Here is a 20920-nt window from a genome sequence, read left to right as displayed (position 1 = left end):
CCGTCCGGTCAGCGGGCTGCGGGACCCCAGCCCTCGCTCGGCGCACCGGCGACGGCGACCTCGTCGCGCCGGTCGGTGTACAGCCGCACGATGCTGACCGACGCCGGCGCGACGCGCAGCTGGCTCCACGTGCCGGGGGCGGACCCGAGCGTCACGCCGAGGGCGGCGCGGATCGCGACCGCGTGGGAGACCACCACGACGGTCCGCTCGCCGCCGCCGCGCAGCCCGTCGAGGGCGGCACGCAACCGCTCCCCCACGTCCGCGACGGACTCCCCGCCGGGCGGGCGCACGTGCCCGTCGACGTGCCACGGCTCGAGCGTGCCGGGCCAGTGCTGCTCGATCTCGTCGGAGGTCAGCCCCTGCCAGGCGCCGAAGTCGGCCTCGCGGAACGCGGCGTCGGTGCGCACGGGCAGGCCGAGCCGCGCGGCGACGACGCCCGCGGTCTCCTGCGTCCGGACCATCGGCGAGGCGACGACCTCCCCCGGGTAGGGCACGTCGCCCCACAGGTCGCGGCCGACACGGTCGACGAGCTCCGCCGCGGACGCCGCCTGCGCCCGACCGGTCGCGTCCAGCGGCGGGCCCGGCTCGGAGGAGCCCGAGTAGCCGCGCGAGACCGTCATCGCGGTCTGCCCGTGGCGGACGAGGACGACCGTGACGGGCCGCTCCTCGTCGAACCGCACACCCGCCCCTGAGGGTCCGGCGGTCCGCCGGCGACCCGTCGCACCGGCGTCCCCGGGCTGGGCCGACGGCCGGCCGGGCGTCCCGCGCGGCTCCTCGACCGGGCTCATGCGTTGGCGGGCAGCCGCACGAGGATCCGCCCGCACTCCTCGCAGCGCACGACCGCGTCCTCGGGACGCGCACGGATGGCCTCGAGGTCCAGCGGGTTGAGCTCGAGGCGGCAGCCGTCGCAGCGGTTGCCGCGCAGCGGGGCGGCGCCCCGGCCGCCGAGCTGCCCGCGCAGGCGCTCGTACAGCGCGACGAGACGCTCGTCGAGGCCGGCGACGGCCTTCTCGCGCGCAGCCCGGACGCGGTCGGCCTCGGCGTCGACCTCGGCCCAGCCGGCGTCGCGCTCGGCGACGACGGCTGCCCGGTCCGACGCGAGCGCCGCGTGGGCCGTCTCCAGCTCGGCGAGCGTGGACTCGTGGGCCTCGAGCCGCTCCATGACCTCGAGCTCGACGTCCTCGAGGTCGGACTGGCGGCGCGCCAGGCTCTCGAGCTCGCTGGTCAGCGCCTGCGCGTCCTTCGCGGAGACCTGGCCCTGGTCGAGCCGCTGCTGGTCGCGCGCGGCACGGGTGCGGACCTGGGCGACGTCGGCCTCGGCCTTGGTGAGCTCGCGCCGCAGGTCCGAGGCCGCGGTCCGCGACGTCACGAGGGCGGTGTACAGGTCGCCGACCTGCGCGTCGAGCTCGGTCAGCCGCGCGAGCGCGGGCAGCGTGCGACGGCGGTGGGCGAGCTGGTCGAGGCGGGTGTCGAGGTCCTGGACCTCGAGCAGGCGACGCTGGTCGGCGACGGGGGCGCTCGTCACGGGGTTCCTTCCGGCTGGGTGCGGGCGGGCTGCGGCACACGGCCCGTCCAGGGGTCGGTGCGCAGCGTGCTCACGCGGGTCTCCACCGTAGTGCCCGCGGCGGCCAGGTCGGCGCGCAGCGCGTCGGCCGCGCGGGCGAGCCACGGCCACTCCGACGCCGAGTGCGCGAGGTCGACGAGCGCGGGCCGGGGGGCGGCCCCCTTCGCCTCGAACAGCGCCTGCTCCTGCTGCTCGGACGCCGGGTGGTGGCGCAGGTCCGCGGTGACGTAGGCGTCGACGTCGGCCGCGCGGACGGCGTCGAACAGCGAGTCCCCGGACCCGCCGAGCACGGCGACCCGGTGGACCGGCATCGCGGGGTCTCCCGCGTAGCGCACGCCCTGCACGGTGGCGGGCAGGGCGCGGGCCACGGCTTCGGCGAAGTCCGCCAGCGGCAGGGGCCGGTCCAGCGTGCCGACGCGCCCGAGCCCCGTCTGCCCGGGCAGGGACGCCAGCTCCAGGACGTCGAAGGCGGGCTCCTCGTACGGGTGCGCCGCCCGCACGGCGGCCACGACCTGCGACCGCGACCGGCGCGGGGCCACCATCTCGATGCGGGTCTCGCGCACCCGGGCGACCTCGCCGACAACGCCTACCGCGGGCGTGGCGCCGTCGAGCGGCAGGAACGTGCCCTCCCCCACGGTGGTCCACGCGCACCGCGCGTACGCGCCGAGCGCGCCGGCACCGGCCGCGGACAGCGCGTCGACGAGCGCGTCGGCGTGCTCGCTCGGCACCAGGACCACGTGCTTGTCGAGCGCCGGCACGCCCGCGGGCACGAGCGGGACGGTGCCGTGCACGCCGATGGCGTCGGCGAGTGCGTGGGCGACGCCGTCGACGGCCGCGTCGGCGTTGGTGTGCGCGGTGTGCAGCGCGCACCCGCCCCGCACCAGGCGGTGCACGAGCGCGCCCTTGGCGGTCGTCGCGGCGACGGAGTGCACGCCGCGCAGCAGCAGCGGGTGGTGCGTCAGCAGCAGGTCGGCACCCCAGCCGAGCGCCTCGTCGACGACGGCGGCGACGGGGTCGACGGCGAGCAGCACCCGGCGCACGGGGGCGTCGGGGTCCCCGACCGCGAGGCCGACCCGGTCCCAGGGCTCGGCGGTCCCGGGCGGGTACCGCCGGTCGAGGGCGGCGACGACGTCGCGGACGGTCGCGATGGTGCTCACACGCGGCAACCTACCGGCTGGCCGCCGGGTCGCCGACCCCGCCCCGCACGCACGTCACGGCCGCACGAGGGCCTTGGTCACGGTCCGGGCGTCCATCGCGGCGTAGGCGTCGGCGATGTCGTCGAGCGCGAAGGTGCCGTCGAACACCAGCCCGGGCCGGATCGCCCCGGACCACACGTCGGCCATGAGCTCGGGGATGTAGCCGCGCACGGGTGCGATCCCGCCGCCGACGGTGACGTTGGTGTCGAAGAGCTGCCGCACCGGCAGCTCGGGCCCGCCCGCGGGCACCCCGACGAAGCCGATCCGCCCGCCCGGCCGCACGGTGGCCAGGGCCTGCGCCATCGACTCCTTGGTCCCGACGCACTCGAGCACCGCGTCCGGCCCGACGCCGTCGAACAGGTCGCGCACGTGCGCCGCCCCCTCGTCACCACGCTCGGCGACGACGTCCGTCGCACCGAACCCGCGCGCGAGCTCCTGCCGGGCCGCGTGCCGGGACATGGCCACGACCCGCTCGGCTCCGAGCCGGCGCGCGGCGATCACGGCGCACAGCCCCACGGCACCGTCGCCCACCACCGCCACGGTCGAGCCCGGTCCCACACCGGCCGACCGCGCCGCGTGGTGCCCGGTGCCCATGACGTCCGTCAGCGTCAGCACGTGCGGCAGCAGCGCCTCGTCGGGGTGCTCCGGGGTCACGACGAGCGTGCCGTCGGCCATCGGCACGCGCACGTACTCGCCCTGCGCGGCGTCGACGGGCTCGCCGTCCTGGTCCGGCGACCCCCACCACGCGACGTTCTCGCACGAGGTGTGCACGCCGTTGCGGCAGTGCACGCACGTGCCGTCGCACAGCGAGAACGGCGCCACGACGAAGTCACCGGGCCGCACCGTCCGCACGTCGGCGCCGACCTCCTCGACCACGCCGACGAGCTCGTGCCCGATGCGCCGCGGCTCGGGCACCGGCCGCGCCCCGCGGTAGGGCCACAGGTCCGACCCGCACACGCAGGTGGCGACGACGCGCACCACGGCGTCGTGCGCCCGGCGCACCTGCGGGTCGGGCACCTGCTCGACGCGGACGTCACCGGGACCGTGGAGGAGGGTTGCGCGCACCCGCGCAGCCTACGGCGCCGGTAGGCTGTCCGACGCTCTTCGGGCCTGTAGCTCAGTTGGTCAGAGCGCCGCGCTTACACCGCGGAGGTCGCCGGTTCGAGACCGGCCGGGCCCACCACCTCCCACCCGGGCGACCCGCACCGGGTGCCCCTCGCCTCACGTGGCCGTGCCGCGCAGCCCGTCGAGCGCGCACGCGGCACGTGCCCGGACGTCGCCGGTCGACCCGTCGACGATGCGGGCGAGGTAGAGCTCCGCCCGCGCGCGGGCACCCGGCCCGGACGACGCGGCAGCGGCCAGCAGGTCGACACCCTGGGCGCGCTCCGCGTCGCCGCCCGCCGCGAGCGTGGCAGCGACCACCGGCAGCGCCTCGGCGATCCGCCGGCGGCACTCGGTGGCGTGCCCCCCGTCCACCCGCGCCGCCGCCAGGTCGATCTGCGTGAGGAGCAGGAGGGCGCTCGGGCGGACCGCAGGGTGGAGGTGCGGCAGCCCGGCGACGAGCACGGTCACGGCCGCCGGCGCATCGTGCGACGGGGCACCCGACGCGAGGACGAGATCAGCCAGGAGACCGCGGGCCAGCACGCGTGCGTGCCCCCGCGACCGCGCCGCCAGGAGCTCTCCGAGACGACCTGCGGCGCCGACGCTCAGCTCACCCGACGCGCGGAGGTGCTCGACCTCCCACGCGGCGGCGGGCCCACGGGGCGCCCCGCCGCCGGGGCGGGGGTGGACGAGCGCGGCGGACTCGTCGGCGGGGCCCCACAGCGTCGCGCGCCGGTCGCCGAAGTCGAGACGGTCGGGTGTCGGCCAGGCCTCCGGCACGGCGTCGCCCGTCCACGTCTGCTCCAGGCGCACGAGGACGCCGCCCCGCACGACGAGCAGCAGCCGCCCGACGCGCTCGCCGCGCGCGTCGACGACGAACGGGACGGGCTCGAGTGGCCCGTCCGGGACGACGAGCCGCCCCTCCTGCACGTCGACGAGCAGGTCCATGCGCGTCGCCGGACGCGCATCGAGCACCATCGCCGACCTCGCCTGGGCGAACAGCGCGAGGCCGAGCTCTTCGGGCAGCCGGTACGCGAGGCCCGCCACCAGCCGGTGGCACCTGCCCAGCCCGGCGATCGGCAGGTGCTGCGCCGCGTTGTCCGGCAGGCTGTCGTCCCCCGACCAGGCCAGCTCGAACAGCAGCTCCTTGCCCTCCCCGAGGGGGACGTCGAAGGCCTGACGCAAGAAGTAGACGGACTCGATCACGCTGTGACCGAGGAACCGGCAGCCGAGCGCCTCGGCACGGGGATCGAGCACCTCGCCGTCGGCCATGCGCTGCCGGGTGCGCGCAGCCAGCGCATCGACCTCGGCCCTGTCCATGAGTGCACCTCTCTCGCCCGTGCCCGCCCCGCAGCAGCCGGCGCAGCTCGCGACCCGTCCGGCCGGACCCGTCGCGGCAGCCGCGCCGGGCGGGCCGATCAGCAGGCAGCGGCGAGCCGCTCCCCGGGGAGCGTCACAGGGTCGCGAGGGCCTCGCGGTAGGCCGCGAACGGGCGGGCCTCGCCGCGGGGGTTGACCACCGACCAGCGGACCACGCCGTCGGCGTCGAGGAGGAACGACCCGCGCAGGGCCAGACCGTGGTCCTCGTCGAAGACGCCGAAGGCACGGGCCGCGGCACCGTGGGGCCAGAAGTCGGAGAGCAGGTCGAACCCGTGGCCCTCCTGCTGCGACCACGCGCGCAGCGCGAACATGGGGTCGCACGAGACGCCGAGCAGCCGCACGCCGGCGGCGTCGAACATCGCGAGGTTGTCGCGCAGCTCGCACAGCTCGCCGGAGCAGATGCCGGAGAACGCGAACGGGAAGAACACCACCGCCACCGGGCCCCCCCGCAGCGCGGAGAGGGTCACGGGCGTGCCGTGGGTGTCGGGCAGCGTGACGTCCGGGGCCGGCTCACCGACGAGCAGGGCCCCGGGCGTCGCACCCGTCACTTGCCGCGACCCCGCGTGGCCAGCCGCGTCGCGGACCAGTCGGGACCGACGGAGAACGTCGTCATCGCGTGCAGGCCGGACGTGGTCGCGGCCTCCTCGATGTCGCTGTGGGGCACGTGGCCCCGGCGTCCGGCCTTGGGCACGAACACCCAGATCGGCCCGTTGTCCTCGAGCACCGTCATCGCGTCGACGAGCGCGTCGGTGAGGTCGCCGTCGTCGTCGCGGAACCAGATCACGGCACCGTCGGTGACGTCGTCGTAGTCCTCGTCGACGAGCGCCGAGCCGGTGGTGGCCTCCAGCCCTGCGCGCAGGGCCTCGTCCACGTCGTCGTCGTAGCCCAGCTCCTGGATGACCTGCCCGGACTCGAAGCCCAGACGAGCGGCCGCGTGCGTCGCGGCATCGTCCGCAGTGGAAGACACGTCCGGCCCGTTCCCTTCTTTCCCCCGGTGGCCCACGCCTGCGCGGGACCTCTGATGTGGGCACACGTTAGCCCACCGGGAGGTCGACGGCCCCGGGAAGCCCTGTCGTGGACGTCCCGCGCGTGTCACGGACGTCACGGCCCGACGGGGCCCCGTCGGTGTGACTTTCCGGGCGGGGAGGACCGAGAATGGATCGATCACCCGCACCCGCGGCCCCAGGCGCCACCGCGCCGGAGGCCGGGCCGGGACGAGATGGCGCGCCGTGGCGGGACCGCCGGGCGCGCACGAGACGCGAAGGAGCACCGGTGGCTTCCATCGACGAGACGGGCCCGCTGATCGGCGGCCTGCTCAGCCAGGTCCCCGACATCGACCCGGAGGAGACCGGGGAGTGGGTCGACTCGCTCGACGGCCTGATCGACGAGAAGGGCGGCCCGCGCGCGCGGTACGTCCTGATGAGCATGCTGCGCCACGCGCGGCAGCGGAACGTGGCGATCCCGGCCTCGCTCAACACGCCGTACGTCAACACGATCGCGGTGCACAACGAGCCGTACTTCCCCGGTGACGAGGTCATGGAGCGCCGGTACCGCTCCTGGATCCGCTGGAACGCGGCCGTCATGGTCACGCGTGCGCAGCGTCCCGGCGTGGCGGTCGGCGGGCACATCTCGTCCTACGCGTCGGTGGCGACGCTCACCGAGGTCGGCCTCAACCACTTCTTCCGCGGCAAGGACCACCCGGGCGGCGGCGACCAGGTCTACTTCCAGGGCCACGCCTCCCCCGGCGTCTACGCCCGCGGCTTCCTCGAGGGGCGTCTGACCGAGCACCAGCTCGACGGGTTCCGCCAGGAGCGCTCGCACGCCGGCGGCGGCCTGCCGTCGTACCCGCACCCGCGGCTGGCGCCCGAGCTGTGGGAGTTCCCCACGGTGTCGATGGGCCTGGGCCCGGCCGGCGCGATCTACCAGGCGTGGACCAACAAGTACCTGCACGAGCGGGGCATCAAGGACACCAGCCAGCAGGACGTGTGGGCGTACCTGGGCGACGGCGAGATGGACGAGCCCGAGTCGCGCGGCATGCTCCAGCACGCGGCGCAGCAGGGCCTGGACAACCTGACGTTCGTGGTCAACTGCAACCTGCAGCGCCTCGACGGCCCGGTGCGCGGCAACGGCAAGATCATCCAGGAGCTCGAGGCGCAGTTCCGCGGCGCGGGCTGGAACGTCATCAAGGTCATCTGGGGCCGCGAGTGGGACGTCCTGCTCAACGCCGACAAGGACCGCGCCCTGGTGCACCTGATGAACACCACCCCGGACGGCGACTTCCAGACGTTCCGGGCCGAGAACGGCGCGTTCATCCGCGAGCACTTCTTCGGCCGCGACCCGCGGACGAAGCAGCTCGTCGAGAAGATGACCGACGACGAGATCTGGGCCCTCAAGCGCGGCGGGCACGACTACCGCAAGCTCTACGCGGCCTACAAGGCGGCGCGCGAGCACACCGGTCAGCCGACCGTCATCCTCGCGCACACCATCAAGGGCTACGGCCTGGGCTCGGGCTTCGCCGGGCGCAACGCCACGCACCAGATGAAGAAGCTCAAGGTCGACGAGCTCAAGGCGCTGCGGGACTCGCTGCACATCCCGATCTCGGACGCCCAGCTCGAGGAGAACCCGTACCTGCCCCCGTACTACCACCCGGGGCCGGACGACGAGGCGATCCGCTACATGCTCGACCGGCGCCGGGCCCTCGGCGGCTTCGTCCCCGAGCGGCGCACCGAGCACACCAAGCTCACCCTCCCGGGCGACAAGTCCTACGAGAGCCTCGCCAAGGGCTCGGGCACGCAGGAGGTCGCCACGACCATGGCGCTCGTGCGCCTGTTCAAGGACCTGCTCAAGGACAAGGAGTTCGGCCACCGCCTGGTGCCGATCATCCCCGACGAGGCGCGCACGTTCGGCCTGGACTCGATCTTCCCGAGCGCGAAGATCTTCAACACCAACGGCCAGAACTACATGGCGGTCGACCGTGAGCTGATGCTGTCCTACAAGGAGTCGACCTCCGGGCAGATCATGCACACCGGCATCAACGAGGCCGGGTCGGCGGCGGCGTTCCAGGCCGTCGGCACGGCGTACGCCACGCACGGCGAGCCGCTGATCCCGTTCTACTTCTACTACTCGATGTTCGGGTTCCAGCGCACCGGCGACCAGTTCTGGGCCGCCGGCGACCAGATGGCGCGCGGGTTCCTCATCGGGGCCACGGCCGGGCGCACCACGCTGACGGGCGAGGGCCTGCAGCACGCCGACGGCCACTCCCCGCTGCTGGCGGGCACCATGCCGCACGTCGTGCACTACGACCCGGCGTACGGGTACGAGATCCGGCACATCGTTCGCGACGGCATCGCCCGCATGTACGGCGACGGCTCCGACGGTCGCGACCAGGACGTCATCTACTACCTGACGGTCTACAACGAGCCGATGGTCCAGCCGGCCGAGCCGGAGGACGTCGACGTCGAGGGCATCCTGCGCGGCATCCACCAGGTGGCGGCGGTCGAGGGCGAGGGCCCGCAGGCCCAGATCCTCGCCTCCGGCGTCGCGGTGCCGTGGGCGCTCGAGGCCCGCCAGCTGCTGGCGGACGACTGGGGCGTGCGCGCCGCCGTGTGGTCGGTGACGAGCTGGAACGAGCTGCGCCGCGACGCGCTGGCCGCCGAGCAGCACGCGTTCCTGCAGCCGGGCGAGGCGGTCCGCACGCCGTACCTGACGCAGAAGCTGCAGGGCGCCCAGGGTCCGTTCGTCGCGACGACGGACTACGACCACCTCGTGGCCGACCAGGTCCGCGCGTGGGTCCCGGGCCGCTACGCGACGCTCGGTGCGGACGGCTTCGGCTTCTCTGACACGCGCGCCGCCGCACGCCGCCACTTCAAGATCGACGGCCCGTCGACCGCAGTGCGCGTGCTGCAGCAGCTCGCGCTCGAGGGCGCGGTGGACCCGTCGGTGGTGGCGCAGGCCGTCGAGCGGTACCGCCTGCACGACGTCACGGCGGGCACGTCGGGCAACACCGGCGGCGACGCCTGACGCGCGTCGCCCCCTGACGACGAGGGCGCCCCGGCCGACCGGCCGGGGCGCCCTCGTCGTTCGTCCGCTGCGCGGTCAGGTGCCCGTGATCGACTGCTCCGCACGGGCGACCTCACGGGTCAGCTCGGCCCGCAGGCCCGCGATCCGCCCCTGGTCGGGGTACAGGTCGAGGGACGCGAGGTGCTGCTTGGCCTCCAGGGGCCGGCCCGCCTGCACGGCCGCACGCACGAGCTGGCGAGCCACCGCGGGGTCGTGCTCGCGGGGCCGCCAGTGACCGACACCGAGGTTGAGGGCCTCGACGGGCTGGCCCGCCTCGCACAGGAGCGCCAGGGCCTGCGCCAGCGCCGTGCCGGAGGCGTCGCGCTCGGACGCGGTCGTCAGCCGCCGGATCGTGCCGTCGTGGTCGTCGTCGACGGACAGGCGCGCGAGCTCGATGAGCGGGTACCAGGCACGCGGGTTGCCGGCGAGCTCCTCGCCGAGGGCCCACACGGCGAGCTCCGCGGCGCGCTCCCGCTCGTGCTCGACGTTCGGGGCGGTCAGCGGGTCCTCCTCGTGGACCTGCTCGGTGGCCCGGCGGCGCACGATCTCGGCGAGGGCCTGGAACGCGCGCTCGTTGTTCGGGTCGTCGCTCAGCATCGAGCGCAGCGCGTCCTCGTGGAGGGTGTCCCCCCGGCGTGAGGCCTTCGTCGGACGGCGCGCACCGACCCGGGAGGCCGAGGACGGTCGTCGCATCAGCTGGCGCAGTCGGGGCAGGAGAGCCATGTCGCGACCCTATCGGCTCTCTCCCCGACGCACCCGGGGCGGGCGCGCCACGACCGGCATGCGAGCCGCACGAGGCGTGGACCCTTTGTCGGCATCCCACAACGGCCGCCTATGCTCAGCCGCATGTCGACCTCCCGGGCGGGGCGCACCGCCCCTGCGAAGGCCCCCGCGAAGGCTCCCGCGCAGACCGTCGTGCCGGCCGCTGCGCAGACCGCCGCGCAGGCCGCTGCGCAGACCACCGACGCCGGCACGCCCGGCGACGCGGACCCCCGCCGCGGGCACGCGCGCCCACGGGCCGCCGCCCCCCTGCGCGAGCCGGTCACCGAGACCCAGCGCCGCGTGCGCGACGGCGCGGGGCTGCTCGCCGCCGCGGCGATGCGCCGCCTCGACGCCGACCTCGACTGGTACCGGGCCCTGCCCGCGGAGGACCGGTCGTGGGTGGGCCTGGTCGCGCAGGCCGGCATCACCGCGTTCGTCACCTGGTACGCGGACCCGACGAAGCCGCCGCACGGCGTCGGGGAGATCTTCGCCGCCGCACCCCCGGAGCTGACCCGGTCGATCTCGCTGCAGCACACGCTGCAGCTCGTGCGCGTCGTGGTCGACGTCGTCGAGACGCACAGCGACCGCCTGGCCGCGCCCGGCGAGGAGCGTGAGCTGCGCGAGGCGGTCCTGCGGTACTCCCGCGAGGTCGCGTTCTCCGCGGCCGAGGTCTATGCCCGGGCGGCCGAGGTCCGGGGCGCGTCGGACGCGCGCCTCGAGGCCCTCGTCGTCGACGCCCTCGTGCGCGGGGACGGCGGCGACGCGGTGCGCTCGCGCGTGGCCGCGCTCGGGTGGACCGGACAGGGCCCGACCCTCGTGGTCGTCGGCACGGCCGGCGCGCACATGGACGAGGTGCGCACGGCGGACCTGCGCCGCGAGACCCGGCACGCGGCGGACGACGCGCTCGTCGGGACCCTCGGCGACCGGCTGCTGGTGTTCCTCGGCGGGCGGGGCGACCTGCGGGCTGCCGCACTGACCCTGCTCCCCCGGTTCGGGCCGGGTCCGGTGGTGATCGGCCCCACGGCGGACGGGCTGGTGGAGTCGACGCGGTCGGTGCGCGCGGCGCTGCACGGGCTGGCGGCGGCAGCGGCGTGGGACGGCGCGCCACGGCCGGTGTTCGCCGACGACCTGCTGCCCGAGCGCGTCCTCGTCGGTGACGCCGACGCGCGCCGCGCCCTCGTCGAGCGCGCCTTCGCCCCGCTCGCGGCGAGCCAGGGCTCCCTGCTGGAGACGCTCTCGGCGTACCTGGGGACGGGGCGGTCGCTGGAGGCGGCGGCCCGCACGTTGTACGTGCACCCCAACACCGTGCGGTACCGGCTGCGCCGCGTCAGCGACGTCACCGGCTGGGACCCCCTGGACGCGCGGGAGTCGTACGTGCTGCAGACGGCGCTGGCCGTCGGACGTCTCGACGGCGCCGGCACCGCCTGACGACGGGCGCGGCGGCCCGCGCGCTTTGTCGGGGTACGACAAGACGCGGTCGCAAGGTTCGTACGTGCCGTGACCGGGTGAGGCCCGGCGGGACCGGCACAGTGGTCGGGTGCTCGTCGTCGCCTGCCCCGGCCAGGGGGCCCAGTCCCCCGGCATGCTCACCCCGTGGCTCGAGCTGCCGGGGTTCGCCGCGGACCTCGCCCACGCGGGTGACGTCGTCGGCCTCGACCTGGTCGGCCACGGCACCAGGTCGTCCGCGGAGACGATCCGTGACACCGCGGTCGCCCAGCCCCTCCTCGTGGCGAGCGCGCTGGCCAGCCTGCGCGCGGTGCTCGACGCCCCGGCAGGCACCCCGTTCGCGCAGCTGACCGGAGGAGCCGTCGACGTCGTGGCGGGCCACTCGGTCGGCGAGCTCGGTGCGGCGGCGGTCGCGGGCGTGCTCACCGACGACGAGGCCCTCGCGCTGGTCGCGGTCCGCGGGTCCGCGATGGCACGGGCCGCCGCCGTCACGCCGACGGGCATGAGCGCGGTCCTCGGCGGCGACCCCGACGAGGTCCTCGCCCGGCTCGCCGACCTCGACCTGGTCCCCGCGAACGTCAACAGCGCCGGCCAGGTCGTCGCCGCCGGCGAGCTGCCCGCCCTGGCCGCGCTCGCCGCCGACCCCCCGGCACGGGCCCGCGTCATCCCCCTGCAGGTCGCCGGCGCGTTCCACACCCGGCACATGGCCCCCGCGGTCGACGAGCTCGCGGCCGCCGCGGGGCGCGTCACGCCGGGCACCCCGACGCTCACGCTCCTCGGCAACGCGGACGGCGCGGCCGTGGCGTCCGGCGAGGACGCCCTGGCCCGTCTCGTCGCCCAGGTCGCGCGCCCCGTGCGCTGGGACCTGTGCCAGACCACCCTCGCCGACCTCGGCGTCACCGCGCTCCTCGAGGTCGCTCCGGGCGGTGTCCTGACGGGCCTGGCCCGGCGTACCCTGCCCGGGGTCGAGACCGTCGCCCTGAAGACGCCTGCCGACCTGGACGCCGCCCGTGACCTCGTGCGACGCCACGCGGGTCCCGCTGCGTCCCAGGACCTCACCGCACAGGAGAACCCGTCGTGACCCGTCCGACCCTCACGCAGGCCACCGGTCCCGCCCACACCCGCATCCTCGGACTCGGGGGTGTGCGCGGCGAGAACGTCGTGCCCAACGACGACCTGGTCGGCCCGATCGACTCGTCCGACGAGTGGATCCGCCAGCGCACCGGCATCGTCACCCGCCGCCGTGCGGGTGCGGGCACCGACGTGCTCGACCTCGCCGAGGGCGCGGCCCGCGCGGCACTGGAGAACGCCGGCCTGACGGGTGCGGACATCGACGCCGTCATCGTCTCGACCGTCACGTACTTCCACCAGACGCCGTCCGCGGCCGCGATCATCGCCGACCGGATCGGCGCGACGCCCGCCGCCGCGTTCGACATCTCGGCCGCCTGCGCCGGCTACTGCTACGGCATCGGCCAGGCCGACGCGCTGGTGCGCGCCGGGTCGGCCCGCCACGTGCTGGTCATCGGCGCCGAGAAGATGAGCGACTTCGTCGACCCGACGGACCGGTCGATCTCGTTCCTGCTCGGCGACGGCGCGGGCGCGGTCGTCGTCGGCCCGTCCGACACCCCCGGCATCGGCCCGACCGTCTGGGGGTCGGACGGCGCGCAGGCGCAGGCGATCCGTCAGACGCACTCCTGGCTCGCGACGCGCGACGAGGGCGCGGGCTGGCCGACGCTGCGGCAGGAGGGCCAGTCGGTCTTCAAGTGGGCGGTCTGGCAGATGGCGCCGGTCGCGCAGAAGGCGATGGACGCCGCGGGCGTCACGCCCGACGACATCGACGCGTTCATCCCCCACCAGGCGAACATGCGCATCATCGACCAGATGATCAAGCAGCTGAAGCTGCCCGAGCGCGTCGTCGTCGGCCGGGACATCGCCGACACCGGCAACACGTCCGCCGCCTCGATCCCCCTGGCCACCGAGCGCCTCCTGCGCGAGGGCCAGGTGTCCTCGGGCGCGATCGCCCTGCAGATCGGGTTCGGCGCGGGCCTCGTCTACGCCGCCCAGGTCGTCGTCCTGCCCTGAGCCGGTCCGGACGGAACCGCCCCGGGAGCGTCCCGCACGGCCGGTACCGTTCGACACGTTCGTCCCACCACCCACACGAAATGGAGTCACCGATGGCGTACACCGAGCAGGAGATCCTCGCCGGCCTGGCCGAGATCGTCAGCGAGGAGACCGGTCTGCCGACCGACTCCGTCCTGCCGGAGAAGTCCTTCACGGACGACCTCGACATCGACTCGCTGTCGATGATGACGATCGTCACGCTCGCCGAGGAGAAGTTCGACGTGCGCATCCCCGACGACGAGGTCAAGAACCTCGCCACCGTCGGCGACGCCGTCACGTACATCACGGGCGCCCAGTCCTGAGGCCCCCGGGCCACCCCGGTGGCCCCACCGGGCGGTGCGCGCCGCCCCGCTGCGCGCACCGCCCGAGCCTTCCGTCGTCCGTACCCGCGAGGAGCACCCATGAGCACCGTCCCCGAGGTCGTCGTCACCGGCCTGGGCGCCACCACCCCCCTCGGTGGTGACGTGCCCAGCACCTGGCGCGCCGCGCTCGCCGGCGAGTCCGGGGCGCGCCCCATGGACAACGACTGGGCGACCACCTACGAGATCGGCGTGAACTTCGCCGCGCAGCTGCGCGTCCCGCCGTCGGAGGTGCTCCCGCGGCCCGAGATCAAGCGCATGGACCCGTCGTCGCAGTACGCGATCATCGCGGCGCGCGAGGCCTGGGCCGACGCCGGCGCGCCGGAGGTCGACGGCGACCGGCTGGGCTCGGTCGTCTCGTCGGGCATCGGCGGCATCTGGACCACCCTGGACGGGTGGGACACGCTGCGCGAGAAGGGCGGACGCCGCGTCCTGCCCATGACCGTGCCGATGCTCATGCCGAACTCGGCGACGGCGTACGTCTCGCTCGAGCTCGGTGCGCGCGCCGGCGCCCACGCCGTGGTGTCCGCGTGCGCCACCGGCGCGGAGGCCATCGGCTACGCGGCGGACATGATCCGCGCGGGCCGTGCCGACATCGTCGTCGCGGGCGGCACGGAGGCGGTCATCCACCCGATGCCCATCGCCGCGTTCGCGGCGTCCCGCACGCTCTCGACCCGCAACGACGACCCCGCGGGCGCCTCACGCCCCTACGACGTCGACCGCGACGGCTTCGTCATCGGTGAGGGCGCCGGCGTCGTGGTCCTGGAGTCGGCCGAGCACGCCGCGGCCCGCGGCGCCCGGGTGTACGCGCGGCTCGCGGGTGTCGGCCTGTCCGCCGACGGCTACCACATCACCTCTCCCGACCCGTCGGGCCGCGGCCAGGTCCGGGCCATGCGCTCCGCGCTGGCCGACGCGGGCGTGGCCGCGCGCGACGTCGTGCACGTCAACGCCCACGCCACGTCGACCGTCGTCGGCGACCTGATCGAGGCGCGCTCGATCCGCGAGGTGCTGGGCGACGAGGCCGACCACGCGGTGCTCTCGGCGACGAAGTCGATGACCGGCCACCTCCTCGGTGGTGCCGGAGCCCTGGAGACGATCTTCACGGTGCTGGCCCTGCACGACCGGCTGGCGCCGCCGACGATCAACGTGGCGAACCCGGACCCCGAGCTCGTCCTCGACCTGGTGCGGGACACCCCGCGCGCGCTGCCGGCCGGGCAGGTCGCCGCCGTGAACAACTCGTTCGGGTTCGGCGGTCACAACGTCGCGCTGGTCGTCACCTCCGTCTGACCCTGCGCGTCCGCCCGACCCCGCGTGACCGGGCGTCGGCGTCCGCCGGTGTAGCCGCTGAACACGTCGCGGCGCACCCGGCGGACGCCGACGGCACGCAGCACGGGCACGGTGCCGGCCAGCATGGCGGGCGACCCCGACGCGTAGGCGCGCCGCTGGTCCGCGTCGGGCACCGCCTCGGCGAGGTCCTCGGCGGTCAGCCGCGCACCGATGCGGTGCCACCCGTCGGGCAGTTCCCAGCCGGCGTCGTCCGTGTCCTGCGGTCCACCCGTGGTCGGCCCGACCACGAGCGTGCGCACGCCCGTCGCGGCGAGCCGCTCGAGGTACGGCGGGGCGTCGTGGGTGCGCAGCACGAGGACGAGGACCGCATCGGGGTGCGTGCCCGCCTCGAGCATCGGCAGGAACGGCGTGACGCCGATGCCACCGGCCACCAGGAGCAGCGGCGTGGTCGTGCTCCGCGGCAGGAGCAGGTCGCCGCCGACACCGGTGGCGTGCAGGGTGGCCCCCACGGGCAGCGCGGCGAGGGTCTGCTTGAACGAGCTCGGCTCCGCGGGGACGGTGAACGCGACCGCGAGGGCGTCGGCGGTGGGGCCGTCGGACGGGGCGCCCACGATCGAGAAGGTGCGCCGCTCCCCGCGTCCGTCCGCACGGTGCGGGACGTGCAGCTCGACCCACTGGCCGGGCCGCCAGCGCACGGGCCGTGCGGGGCGCAGCAGGACCTCGTGCGCCCCGCCGCCGACGGCGGTGTGCGCGGCCACCTGCAGCCGCACGCCGCCGCGCTGGCCGAGCACGAAGGCCACGACGTTGGCGACGACGAGGCCCAGCTCCGGGGTGTTCGACACGGGGCCGAGGTGGAACGGCACGAACGCGAGCAGCGCTGCGAGCACCGCGAGGCCGATCTGCTGCCCGCGCCGGGGCGCGAGGGTCAGCGGCTCCGTGAGCATGATCGTGGCGGCGAACACCAGCGGGTACTGCGCCACGGCGGACCACAGTGCGTCAGTGGGCGCGGTCCCGAGCGACACCTGCTGCTGCAGCACGACGGCGACCCCCGTGAGCAGGTACGCGACGACGGGGGCCACGTGCCGCGTGCGCAGCACCACGGCGAGCCCGACGACCGCGACGACGGGCAGCAGGAACGGGGTCGCGACCCACCAGAACGCCCCGAAGGTGCCCAGGAGCGGCCACCCGACGACACCGGCGACGAGCGCGCCGAACGCCGCCGGGTTCACCACGTGCCGGCCCCGGACGGCCACGAGGTACTTGGAGGCTGCGGCCACCGCACCGGCGCCCGCGAGGGTCGCCAGGGCGGACGGCTCCAGGGACGGCTGGAACAGCAGCACGAGGATGAGCCCGGTGATCACGGAGGACTCCAGGTGCGCGGGGCGCCGCACGAGGCGCCCGCCGACCGCGCTGACGACGGCCGTGGCACCGATCGCGACGGCCGTGCCGGCGAGGATCCCCCACGGGTCGACGCCGACGGCGCCGGTGGCCGCGCCGACGAGAGCGGCGAGGACGATCGCGGCCAGCGCGACCGTGACGAGGCGGTACATGCTCAGGCGGCCGAGGAGGCCGTCGACGTGGCTCATGCGCAGAGCTCCCCGGGCAGGGCCAGCGCGTAGCGCGCGTGGCCGTCGGCGTGCAGCTGGACGTAGGTGTGCGCGTAGCGCGCCTGAAGACGGTCGGGGTCGGCGAGGAACAGCGCCGTGGCGAGGCCGTCGGCGACCATGGCGGTGGGGGCGAGCGCCCACGTGGCGACGACGTCGCGGACCGGTGACCCGGTGCGCGCGTCGAGCACGTGGTGCAGGCCGTCGCCCCAGGTCCGCCGGTCGACGGCCGACCCGCAGACGGCACCGTCACGGACCTCGACGACGCCGATCGCGCGCGTGGGGTCTCCCGGCTGCTGCAGGGCCACCCGCAGGGGCGTGGGACCGCGGTGCAGGACGTCGCCCCCGGCGTCGACCGTGTGCGTCCCGACGCCGCAGGCGATCAGCTCGGCGCCGACGAGGTCGACCAGCTGCCCCTTGCCGGCGGCGCCGACGTCGAGCAGCACGGGCTCGTGCACGTGCAGCACGTGCCCGTCGCGGCTGACGGCGGCGGGCGCCGCGGCGGGCACCGGATCCCCCGCCGGCTGCAGCGAGTAGGCGGCGTCGTAGCCGAGGCGCTCCAGGCTGCGGCCGACGAGCGGGGTCACCGCCCCGTCGGTGCACGCCGTGAGGACGTCGTAGTGGTCGAGCAGCGCGGCCGCGTGCACCGGCAGCACGTACGTGCCGGGCTCGCGGGCCATCGCGGCCACGACGGAGTCGTCACGGAACCGCGACCACGTGCGGTCGTACGCGTCGATCACGGCGTGCACCCGGGCCAGGACCCGGTCCGCGAGCGGTTCCGGCGTCGTGATCCGCCACCGGGTGCCGATCGCGTCGAACGTCGTCTCAGGCGGCCGCATCGGCGGAGATCTGGGCGACGGCGTCCATGAACCCGCCGCTGGTCAGCGAGGACCCGGACACGGTGGTGACGTCGAGGTCGTCGATCGCGACGCCCACGACCTCGTCGGCGATCCCGGACGCGAACTGCGTCTGGTACTGCCGGGACGTGGCGTTGGTGGCCTCGGGGGTGACCTCGACGGCGGTGACGACGCCGTCGGCGAGCGTGAGGCTCACCGCGACGGTCTCGGGCCCGCCGGGCGACGTGTAGCCGCCCGTGGCCTTGTAGGTGCCGTCCGTGTACGTCGAGCCGGTCGCGGCCGCGTCGTCGTCCGCCGTGCCGTCGGCCGTCCCGGCCGCGGTGTCGTCGGTGCCGGCCTCGTCGGTCCCGGTCTGCGTCGAGCCGTCGTCGGTGCCGGAGCCCGTCTCGGTCGCGGAGCTGGTGGCACAGCCGGCGAGGACGGTCGCGGCGGCGATCCCGGACAGCAGGGCGAAGGAGCGGCGGCGGGTGGTCGGGCGCATCGGGTGTTCCCCTCTCGGCGGCGCGGGGTCGCGCGGAGCGTTGGCATGGGAGAACGTACGAGCGCTCCCTGGGGGATCCCTGGGAGGAGCGAAGGGTAGTCCTGGGTGCGCGCCAGGTCCCGGGACGCAGGTCCCGGGACCTGGCTCAGGCCGTGGAGTCAGCCGACGCGGTGCAGCCACCGCACGGGCGCGCCGGCGCCGGCGTACCGGAACGGCTCGAGCTCGTCGTCCCAGGCCTGGCCGAGCGCGAGGTCCAGCTCGGCACGCAGACGCTGGGCGTCGCCCGCGTGCTCGAGCGCCGCGCGGATGCGGTCCTCGGGCACCACGACGTTGCCGTGCACGTCGGTCTGGGCGTGGAAGATGCCCAGCTCGGGCGTGTGGCTCCAGCGCGAGCCGTCGACCCCGGTGCTCGGCTCCTCCGTGACCTCGTACCGCAGGTGCGCCCAGCCGCGCAGGCCCGACGCCAGGCGCGCGCCGGTGCCCGCGGGGCCCTGCCACGAGTGCTCGGCCCGGTAGAACCCCGGGCCCGCGGGCTGCGCGGTCCAGTCCATGCTCACGCGGGCGTCCAGCACGTTGCCCGCCGCCCACTCGACGTGGGGGCAGAGCGCACGGGGCGCCGAGTGCACGAAAAGTACACCGCGGGTGAGTCCACCAGCCATGTCGTCCTCCTTGAGCGGTTCGAGGGTCGCCTTCCCCAACGACCTCGGACCCGTGCAGGAGTACGTCACAGCGCACACGGCGTGCTGAGCACAGGATGCACCAGGGAGCCCGGTTGCACCAGACGCCGCGCGCGGCATCACCCGCGCGGGCGCACCCGTGCCGTCAGAGCTGCTCGCGCATCGCGCGCATGGCCTTCTTGCGCACCGACCGCTCGAGGCGGTCCAGGTAGAGCTTGCCGTCGAGGTGGTCGACCTCGTGCTGCAGGCAGCGGGCCATCAGCTCGACGCCCTCGACCGTGACCTCCTTGCCGTCGAGGTCGGTCCCGACGACCCGCGCGTACCAGGCGCGCCGCGTCGGGTACCACAGGCCGGGGACCGACAGGCAGCCCTCGTCACCGTCCTGGTACTCGTCCTCGGAGAGCTCGACGATGACGGGGTTGAGGACGTAGCCGATCTCGTCGTCGATGTTCCAGGAGAACGCCCGCAGGCCGACGCCGATCTGGTTCGCGGCCAGCCCGGCCCGGCCGTCCATGTCGACGGTCTCGAGGAGGTCGTCGACGAGGGTCCGCACCCGGTCGTCGATCACGGTGATCGGGTCGCACGGGGTGCGCAGGACGGGGTCGCCGACGGTGCGGATCTCACGCAGAGCCATGGGGCGATCCTTTCATGTCGGGAGCCGCCGCCCGACCCGGTGAGGCCACCAGGGCGGGCCCTGCCCGCAGGCCGGCGACCCGCGGGGCGCACAGCACGACGCCGGTGGTGACAGATGTCACCACCGGCGTCCGATGCCGTGCTGGCCGCCGCGCGGGCGGCGGGACCTCACTGGCCGATGCGCTGCTGCGGCACACCGGTGAGGAGCTGGCGGACCTCGGCCTCGTGGAAGCGGCGGTGCCCGCCGAGGGTGCGGACCGCGGAGAGCTTGCCGGCCTGCGCCCAGCGGGTGACCGTCTTCGGGTCGACCCGGAAGAGCACCGCGACCTCACCAGGCGTGAGGAGCGAACCCTGCGAGAGGGGGGCGGCGGGGATGTCGACAGACATGGTCATGCTCCTTCGTCGTTCGGTAGCTCGGCTGGCCCTGTGGGCCCCGTGGCTTTGCGTCCCCGCCTTGCAGCGGGTTTGCCGTTGTCGCTGACACGAATGACTATGCCCCATACGGGACATCCACGCAACAACCGTGCGGGACGAGTGCGGGTGAAACGTCACAGGCTTCCGAAGCGTGCCCGGACGAAGCAGTACACCCCGAACAGGACGAAACCGGCGGCCACCAGCACGAGCAGCACCGTCCCCATCGGCGCGTCGCGCAGCGCCGTGAGCGCTCCGTCCAGACCGGTGGCCTCCTGGGGGTCCTGCTGCACCGCGGCGACGACGAACAGCCCGCCGACGACCACCAGGGCAGCACCCTTGGCGGCGTACCCGAGCACGCCGCACCAGCGCGCGGCACGACCTGCGCGACCGGACGGCAGGCTGCGCAGGTCGTCGAGGAACTTCCTCCGCACACCCTTGACCACGTGGTAGACGCCCACGGCGACGACACCCAGGCCGACCGCACCCACGAGGAACCTCCCCGCCGGCGCCTGCATCAGCTGGGCCGTCGCGTCCGACGTCTGGCCGCTGCTCGACGACCCCGACCCCTGCGCGAACGCGTACGAGGTGGCGGCGAGCGCCAGGTACATGACGGCCTTGGCCCCGGCCTTCACGCGGTCCGCGGTGTCCTGGCCGGCACCGCGCAGCGCGGCGGCCGCCTGCCAGGCCCCCAGCGCGACGAACGCCACGACGGCGAACCACAGCACGACAGCGCCGAACGGCGAGCCCGCGACGGCCTGGAGCGCACCCGACTGGTCCGCGTCGGCGGACGACGAGCCCAGCGCCAGCTGGAGGGCGAGCACCCCGATCAGGGCGTGCAGCAGCCCGCTCACGGCGTAGCCGGCGCGTGCGCCGACCTCCCAGGCGTGCTGCGGATGACGTGCGGCGAGCGTGGTCACGCGGCTCCTTCGGGTCTCGGGCCCCCACCCCCTGGCCTCGCGCCAGCACCCGCGACGATGGTC

Annotated in this window: 21 protein-coding genes, 1 tRNA gene and 1 riboswitch; of the genes, 7 read left to right on the top strand and 15 right to left on the bottom strand. The window is 75.1% G+C overall.

Annotated elements, in window-relative coordinates:
- Positions 1-8: 8 nt before the first annotated feature.
- The 4 genes from FBY24_RS14785 to FBY24_RS14770 all read right to left on the bottom strand — a co-directional run bounded on the left by FBY24_RS14785 (position 9) and on the right by FBY24_RS14770 (position 3825).
- Positions 9-680, bottom strand: a complete 672-nt coding sequence (locus FBY24_RS14785; RefSeq protein WP_255432418.1) for a histidine phosphatase family protein — start codon at positions 678-680, stop codon at positions 9-11.
- 104 nt (positions 681-784) lie between these two features.
- Positions 785-1525 (bottom strand): zinc ribbon domain-containing protein, encoded by a 741-nt coding sequence (locus tag FBY24_RS14780; protein ID WP_142161719.1) that lies wholly within the window; start codon positions 1523-1525, stop codon positions 785-787.
- On the bottom strand, positions 1522-2721 hold the full coding sequence (locus FBY24_RS14775) for a Nif3-like dinuclear metal center hexameric protein (RefSeq protein ID WP_142161717.1): 1200 nt from the start codon (positions 2719-2721) through the stop codon (positions 1522-1524). Before FBY24_RS14775 ends, FBY24_RS14780 begins: the two co-directional genes overlap by 4 nt.
- A 54-nt stretch (positions 2722-2775) precedes the next feature.
- Positions 2776-3825: a zinc-dependent alcohol dehydrogenase family protein gene (locus tag FBY24_RS14770; RefSeq protein WP_142161715.1), complete on the bottom strand. Its 1050-nt coding sequence runs from the start codon at positions 3823-3825 to the stop codon at positions 2776-2778.
- A gap of 41 nt (positions 3826-3866) precedes the next feature.
- Here FBY24_RS14770 and FBY24_RS14765 point away from each other — a divergent pair.
- A tRNA-Val gene (locus tag FBY24_RS14765) sits at positions 3867-3943 on the top strand.
- 38 nt (positions 3944-3981) lie between these two features.
- On the opposite strand, the gene FBY24_RS14760 is transcribed toward FBY24_RS14765, so the two are convergent.
- From FBY24_RS14760 to FBY24_RS14750, 3 genes are all read right to left on the bottom strand, one after another.
- Positions 3982-5181, bottom strand: coding sequence for a hypothetical protein (locus tag FBY24_RS14760; protein ID WP_142161714.1), 1200 nt, complete (start codon positions 5179-5181; stop codon positions 3982-3984).
- 133 nt (positions 5182-5314) lie between these two features.
- Positions 5315-5788, bottom strand: coding sequence for a peroxiredoxin (locus FBY24_RS14755; protein WP_142161713.1), 474 nt, complete (start codon positions 5786-5788; stop codon positions 5315-5317).
- Positions 5785-6207, bottom strand: a complete 423-nt coding sequence (locus tag FBY24_RS14750; protein ID WP_140458707.1) for a DUF3052 domain-containing protein — start codon at positions 6205-6207, stop codon at positions 5785-5787. The genes FBY24_RS14755 and FBY24_RS14750 overlap by 4 nt, the downstream gene beginning before the upstream one ends.
- Positions 6208-6512: 305 nt before the next feature.
- Between FBY24_RS14750 and aceE the strand changes: the two genes are divergently transcribed.
- The gene (gene aceE, locus FBY24_RS14745; RefSeq protein ID WP_142161712.1) at positions 6513-9260 is read left to right on the top strand and encodes a pyruvate dehydrogenase (acetyl-transferring), homodimeric type; all 2748 of its coding nucleotides are present in this window, start codon (positions 6513-6515) and stop codon (positions 9258-9260) included.
- A gap of 75 nt (positions 9261-9335) precedes the next feature.
- On the opposite strand, the gene FBY24_RS14740 is transcribed toward aceE, so the two are convergent.
- Positions 9336-10022 carry a hypothetical protein gene (locus tag FBY24_RS14740; RefSeq protein WP_174243501.1) on the bottom strand — a complete coding sequence of 229 codons (687 nt, stop codon included), beginning with the start codon at positions 10020-10022 and terminating at the stop codon, positions 9336-9338.
- A gap of 123 nt (positions 10023-10145) precedes the next feature.
- Here FBY24_RS14740 and FBY24_RS14735 point away from each other — a divergent pair, with 123 nt between their 5' ends.
- The 5 genes from FBY24_RS14735 (at position 10146) to fabF (ending at position 15274) form a co-directional block, all read left to right on the top strand.
- Entirely contained in the window at positions 10146-11489 is a 1344-nt protein-coding gene (locus FBY24_RS14735) for a CdaR family transcriptional regulator (RefSeq protein WP_255432417.1), read from the top strand.
- Between the two features lie 109 nt (positions 11490-11598).
- Positions 11599-12588 carry an ACP S-malonyltransferase gene (locus FBY24_RS14730; protein ID WP_142161711.1) on the top strand — a complete coding sequence of 330 codons (990 nt, stop codon included), beginning with the start codon at positions 11599-11601 and terminating at the stop codon, positions 12586-12588.
- Positions 12585-13589, top strand: coding sequence for a beta-ketoacyl-ACP synthase III (locus FBY24_RS14725; protein ID WP_140458703.1), 1005 nt, complete (start codon positions 12585-12587; stop codon positions 13587-13589). Before FBY24_RS14730 ends, FBY24_RS14725 begins: the two co-directional genes overlap by 4 nt.
- Before the next feature lie 92 nt (positions 13590-13681).
- Entirely contained in the window at positions 13682-13930 is a 249-nt protein-coding gene (locus FBY24_RS14720; protein ID WP_140458702.1) for an acyl carrier protein, read from the top strand.
- A gap of 99 nt (positions 13931-14029) precedes the next feature.
- Positions 14030-15274, top strand: coding sequence for a beta-ketoacyl-ACP synthase II (gene fabF, locus FBY24_RS14715; RefSeq protein ID WP_142161710.1), 1245 nt, complete (start codon positions 14030-14032; stop codon positions 15272-15274).
- Here fabF and FBY24_RS14710 read toward each other — a convergent pair.
- The 7 genes from FBY24_RS14710 to FBY24_RS14680 all read right to left on the bottom strand — a co-directional run bounded on the left by FBY24_RS14710 (position 15241) and on the right by FBY24_RS14680 (position 20857).
- Complete coding sequence (locus FBY24_RS14710) at positions 15241-16860, bottom strand: FAD-dependent oxidoreductase (protein WP_142161709.1); 1620 nt, start codon at positions 16858-16860, stop codon at positions 15241-15243. The genes fabF and FBY24_RS14710 overlap by 34 nt on opposite strands.
- Positions 16857-17717, bottom strand: coding sequence for an FAD:protein FMN transferase (locus tag FBY24_RS14705; RefSeq protein WP_142161708.1), 861 nt, complete (start codon positions 17715-17717; stop codon positions 16857-16859). Before FBY24_RS14705 ends, FBY24_RS14710 begins: the two co-directional genes overlap by 4 nt.
- The gene (locus FBY24_RS14700) at positions 17704-18216 is read right to left on the bottom strand and encodes an FMN-binding protein (RefSeq protein WP_142161707.1); all 513 of its coding nucleotides are present in this window, start codon (positions 18214-18216) and stop codon (positions 17704-17706) included. Before FBY24_RS14700 ends, FBY24_RS14705 begins: the two co-directional genes overlap by 14 nt.
- 158 nt (positions 18217-18374) lie before the next feature.
- Positions 18375-18875, bottom strand: coding sequence for a DUF3145 domain-containing protein (locus FBY24_RS14695; RefSeq protein WP_142161706.1), 501 nt, complete (start codon positions 18873-18875; stop codon positions 18375-18377).
- A gap of 163 nt (positions 18876-19038) precedes the next feature.
- The gene (gene def, locus FBY24_RS14690; RefSeq protein WP_142161705.1) at positions 19039-19527 is read right to left on the bottom strand and encodes a peptide deformylase; all 489 of its coding nucleotides are present in this window, start codon (positions 19525-19527) and stop codon (positions 19039-19041) included.
- A gap of 167 nt (positions 19528-19694) precedes the next feature.
- Complete coding sequence (locus FBY24_RS14685; RefSeq protein WP_140458695.1) at positions 19695-19913, bottom strand: BldC family transcriptional regulator; 219 nt, start codon at positions 19911-19913, stop codon at positions 19695-19697.
- A gap of 18 nt (positions 19914-19931) precedes the next feature.
- A riboswitch (cyclic di-GMP riboswitch) is annotated at positions 19932-20006 on the bottom strand.
- Positions 20007-20074: 68 nt separating this feature from the next.
- On the bottom strand, positions 20075-20857 hold the full coding sequence (locus FBY24_RS14680; protein ID WP_142161704.1) for a DUF1206 domain-containing protein: 783 nt from the start codon (positions 20855-20857) through the stop codon (positions 20075-20077).
- Positions 20858-20920: the final 63 nt, after the last annotated feature.

This window comes from Cellulomonas sp. SLBN-39 (genome assembly GCF_006715865.1).
In the GTDB taxonomy this organism is placed as follows: Bacteria; Actinomycetota; Actinomycetes; order Actinomycetales; family Cellulomonadaceae; genus Cellulomonas.
The sequence above is the reverse complement of the archived record's forward strand: the minus strand, read 5'-3'. Positions and strand labels throughout refer to the sequence as shown.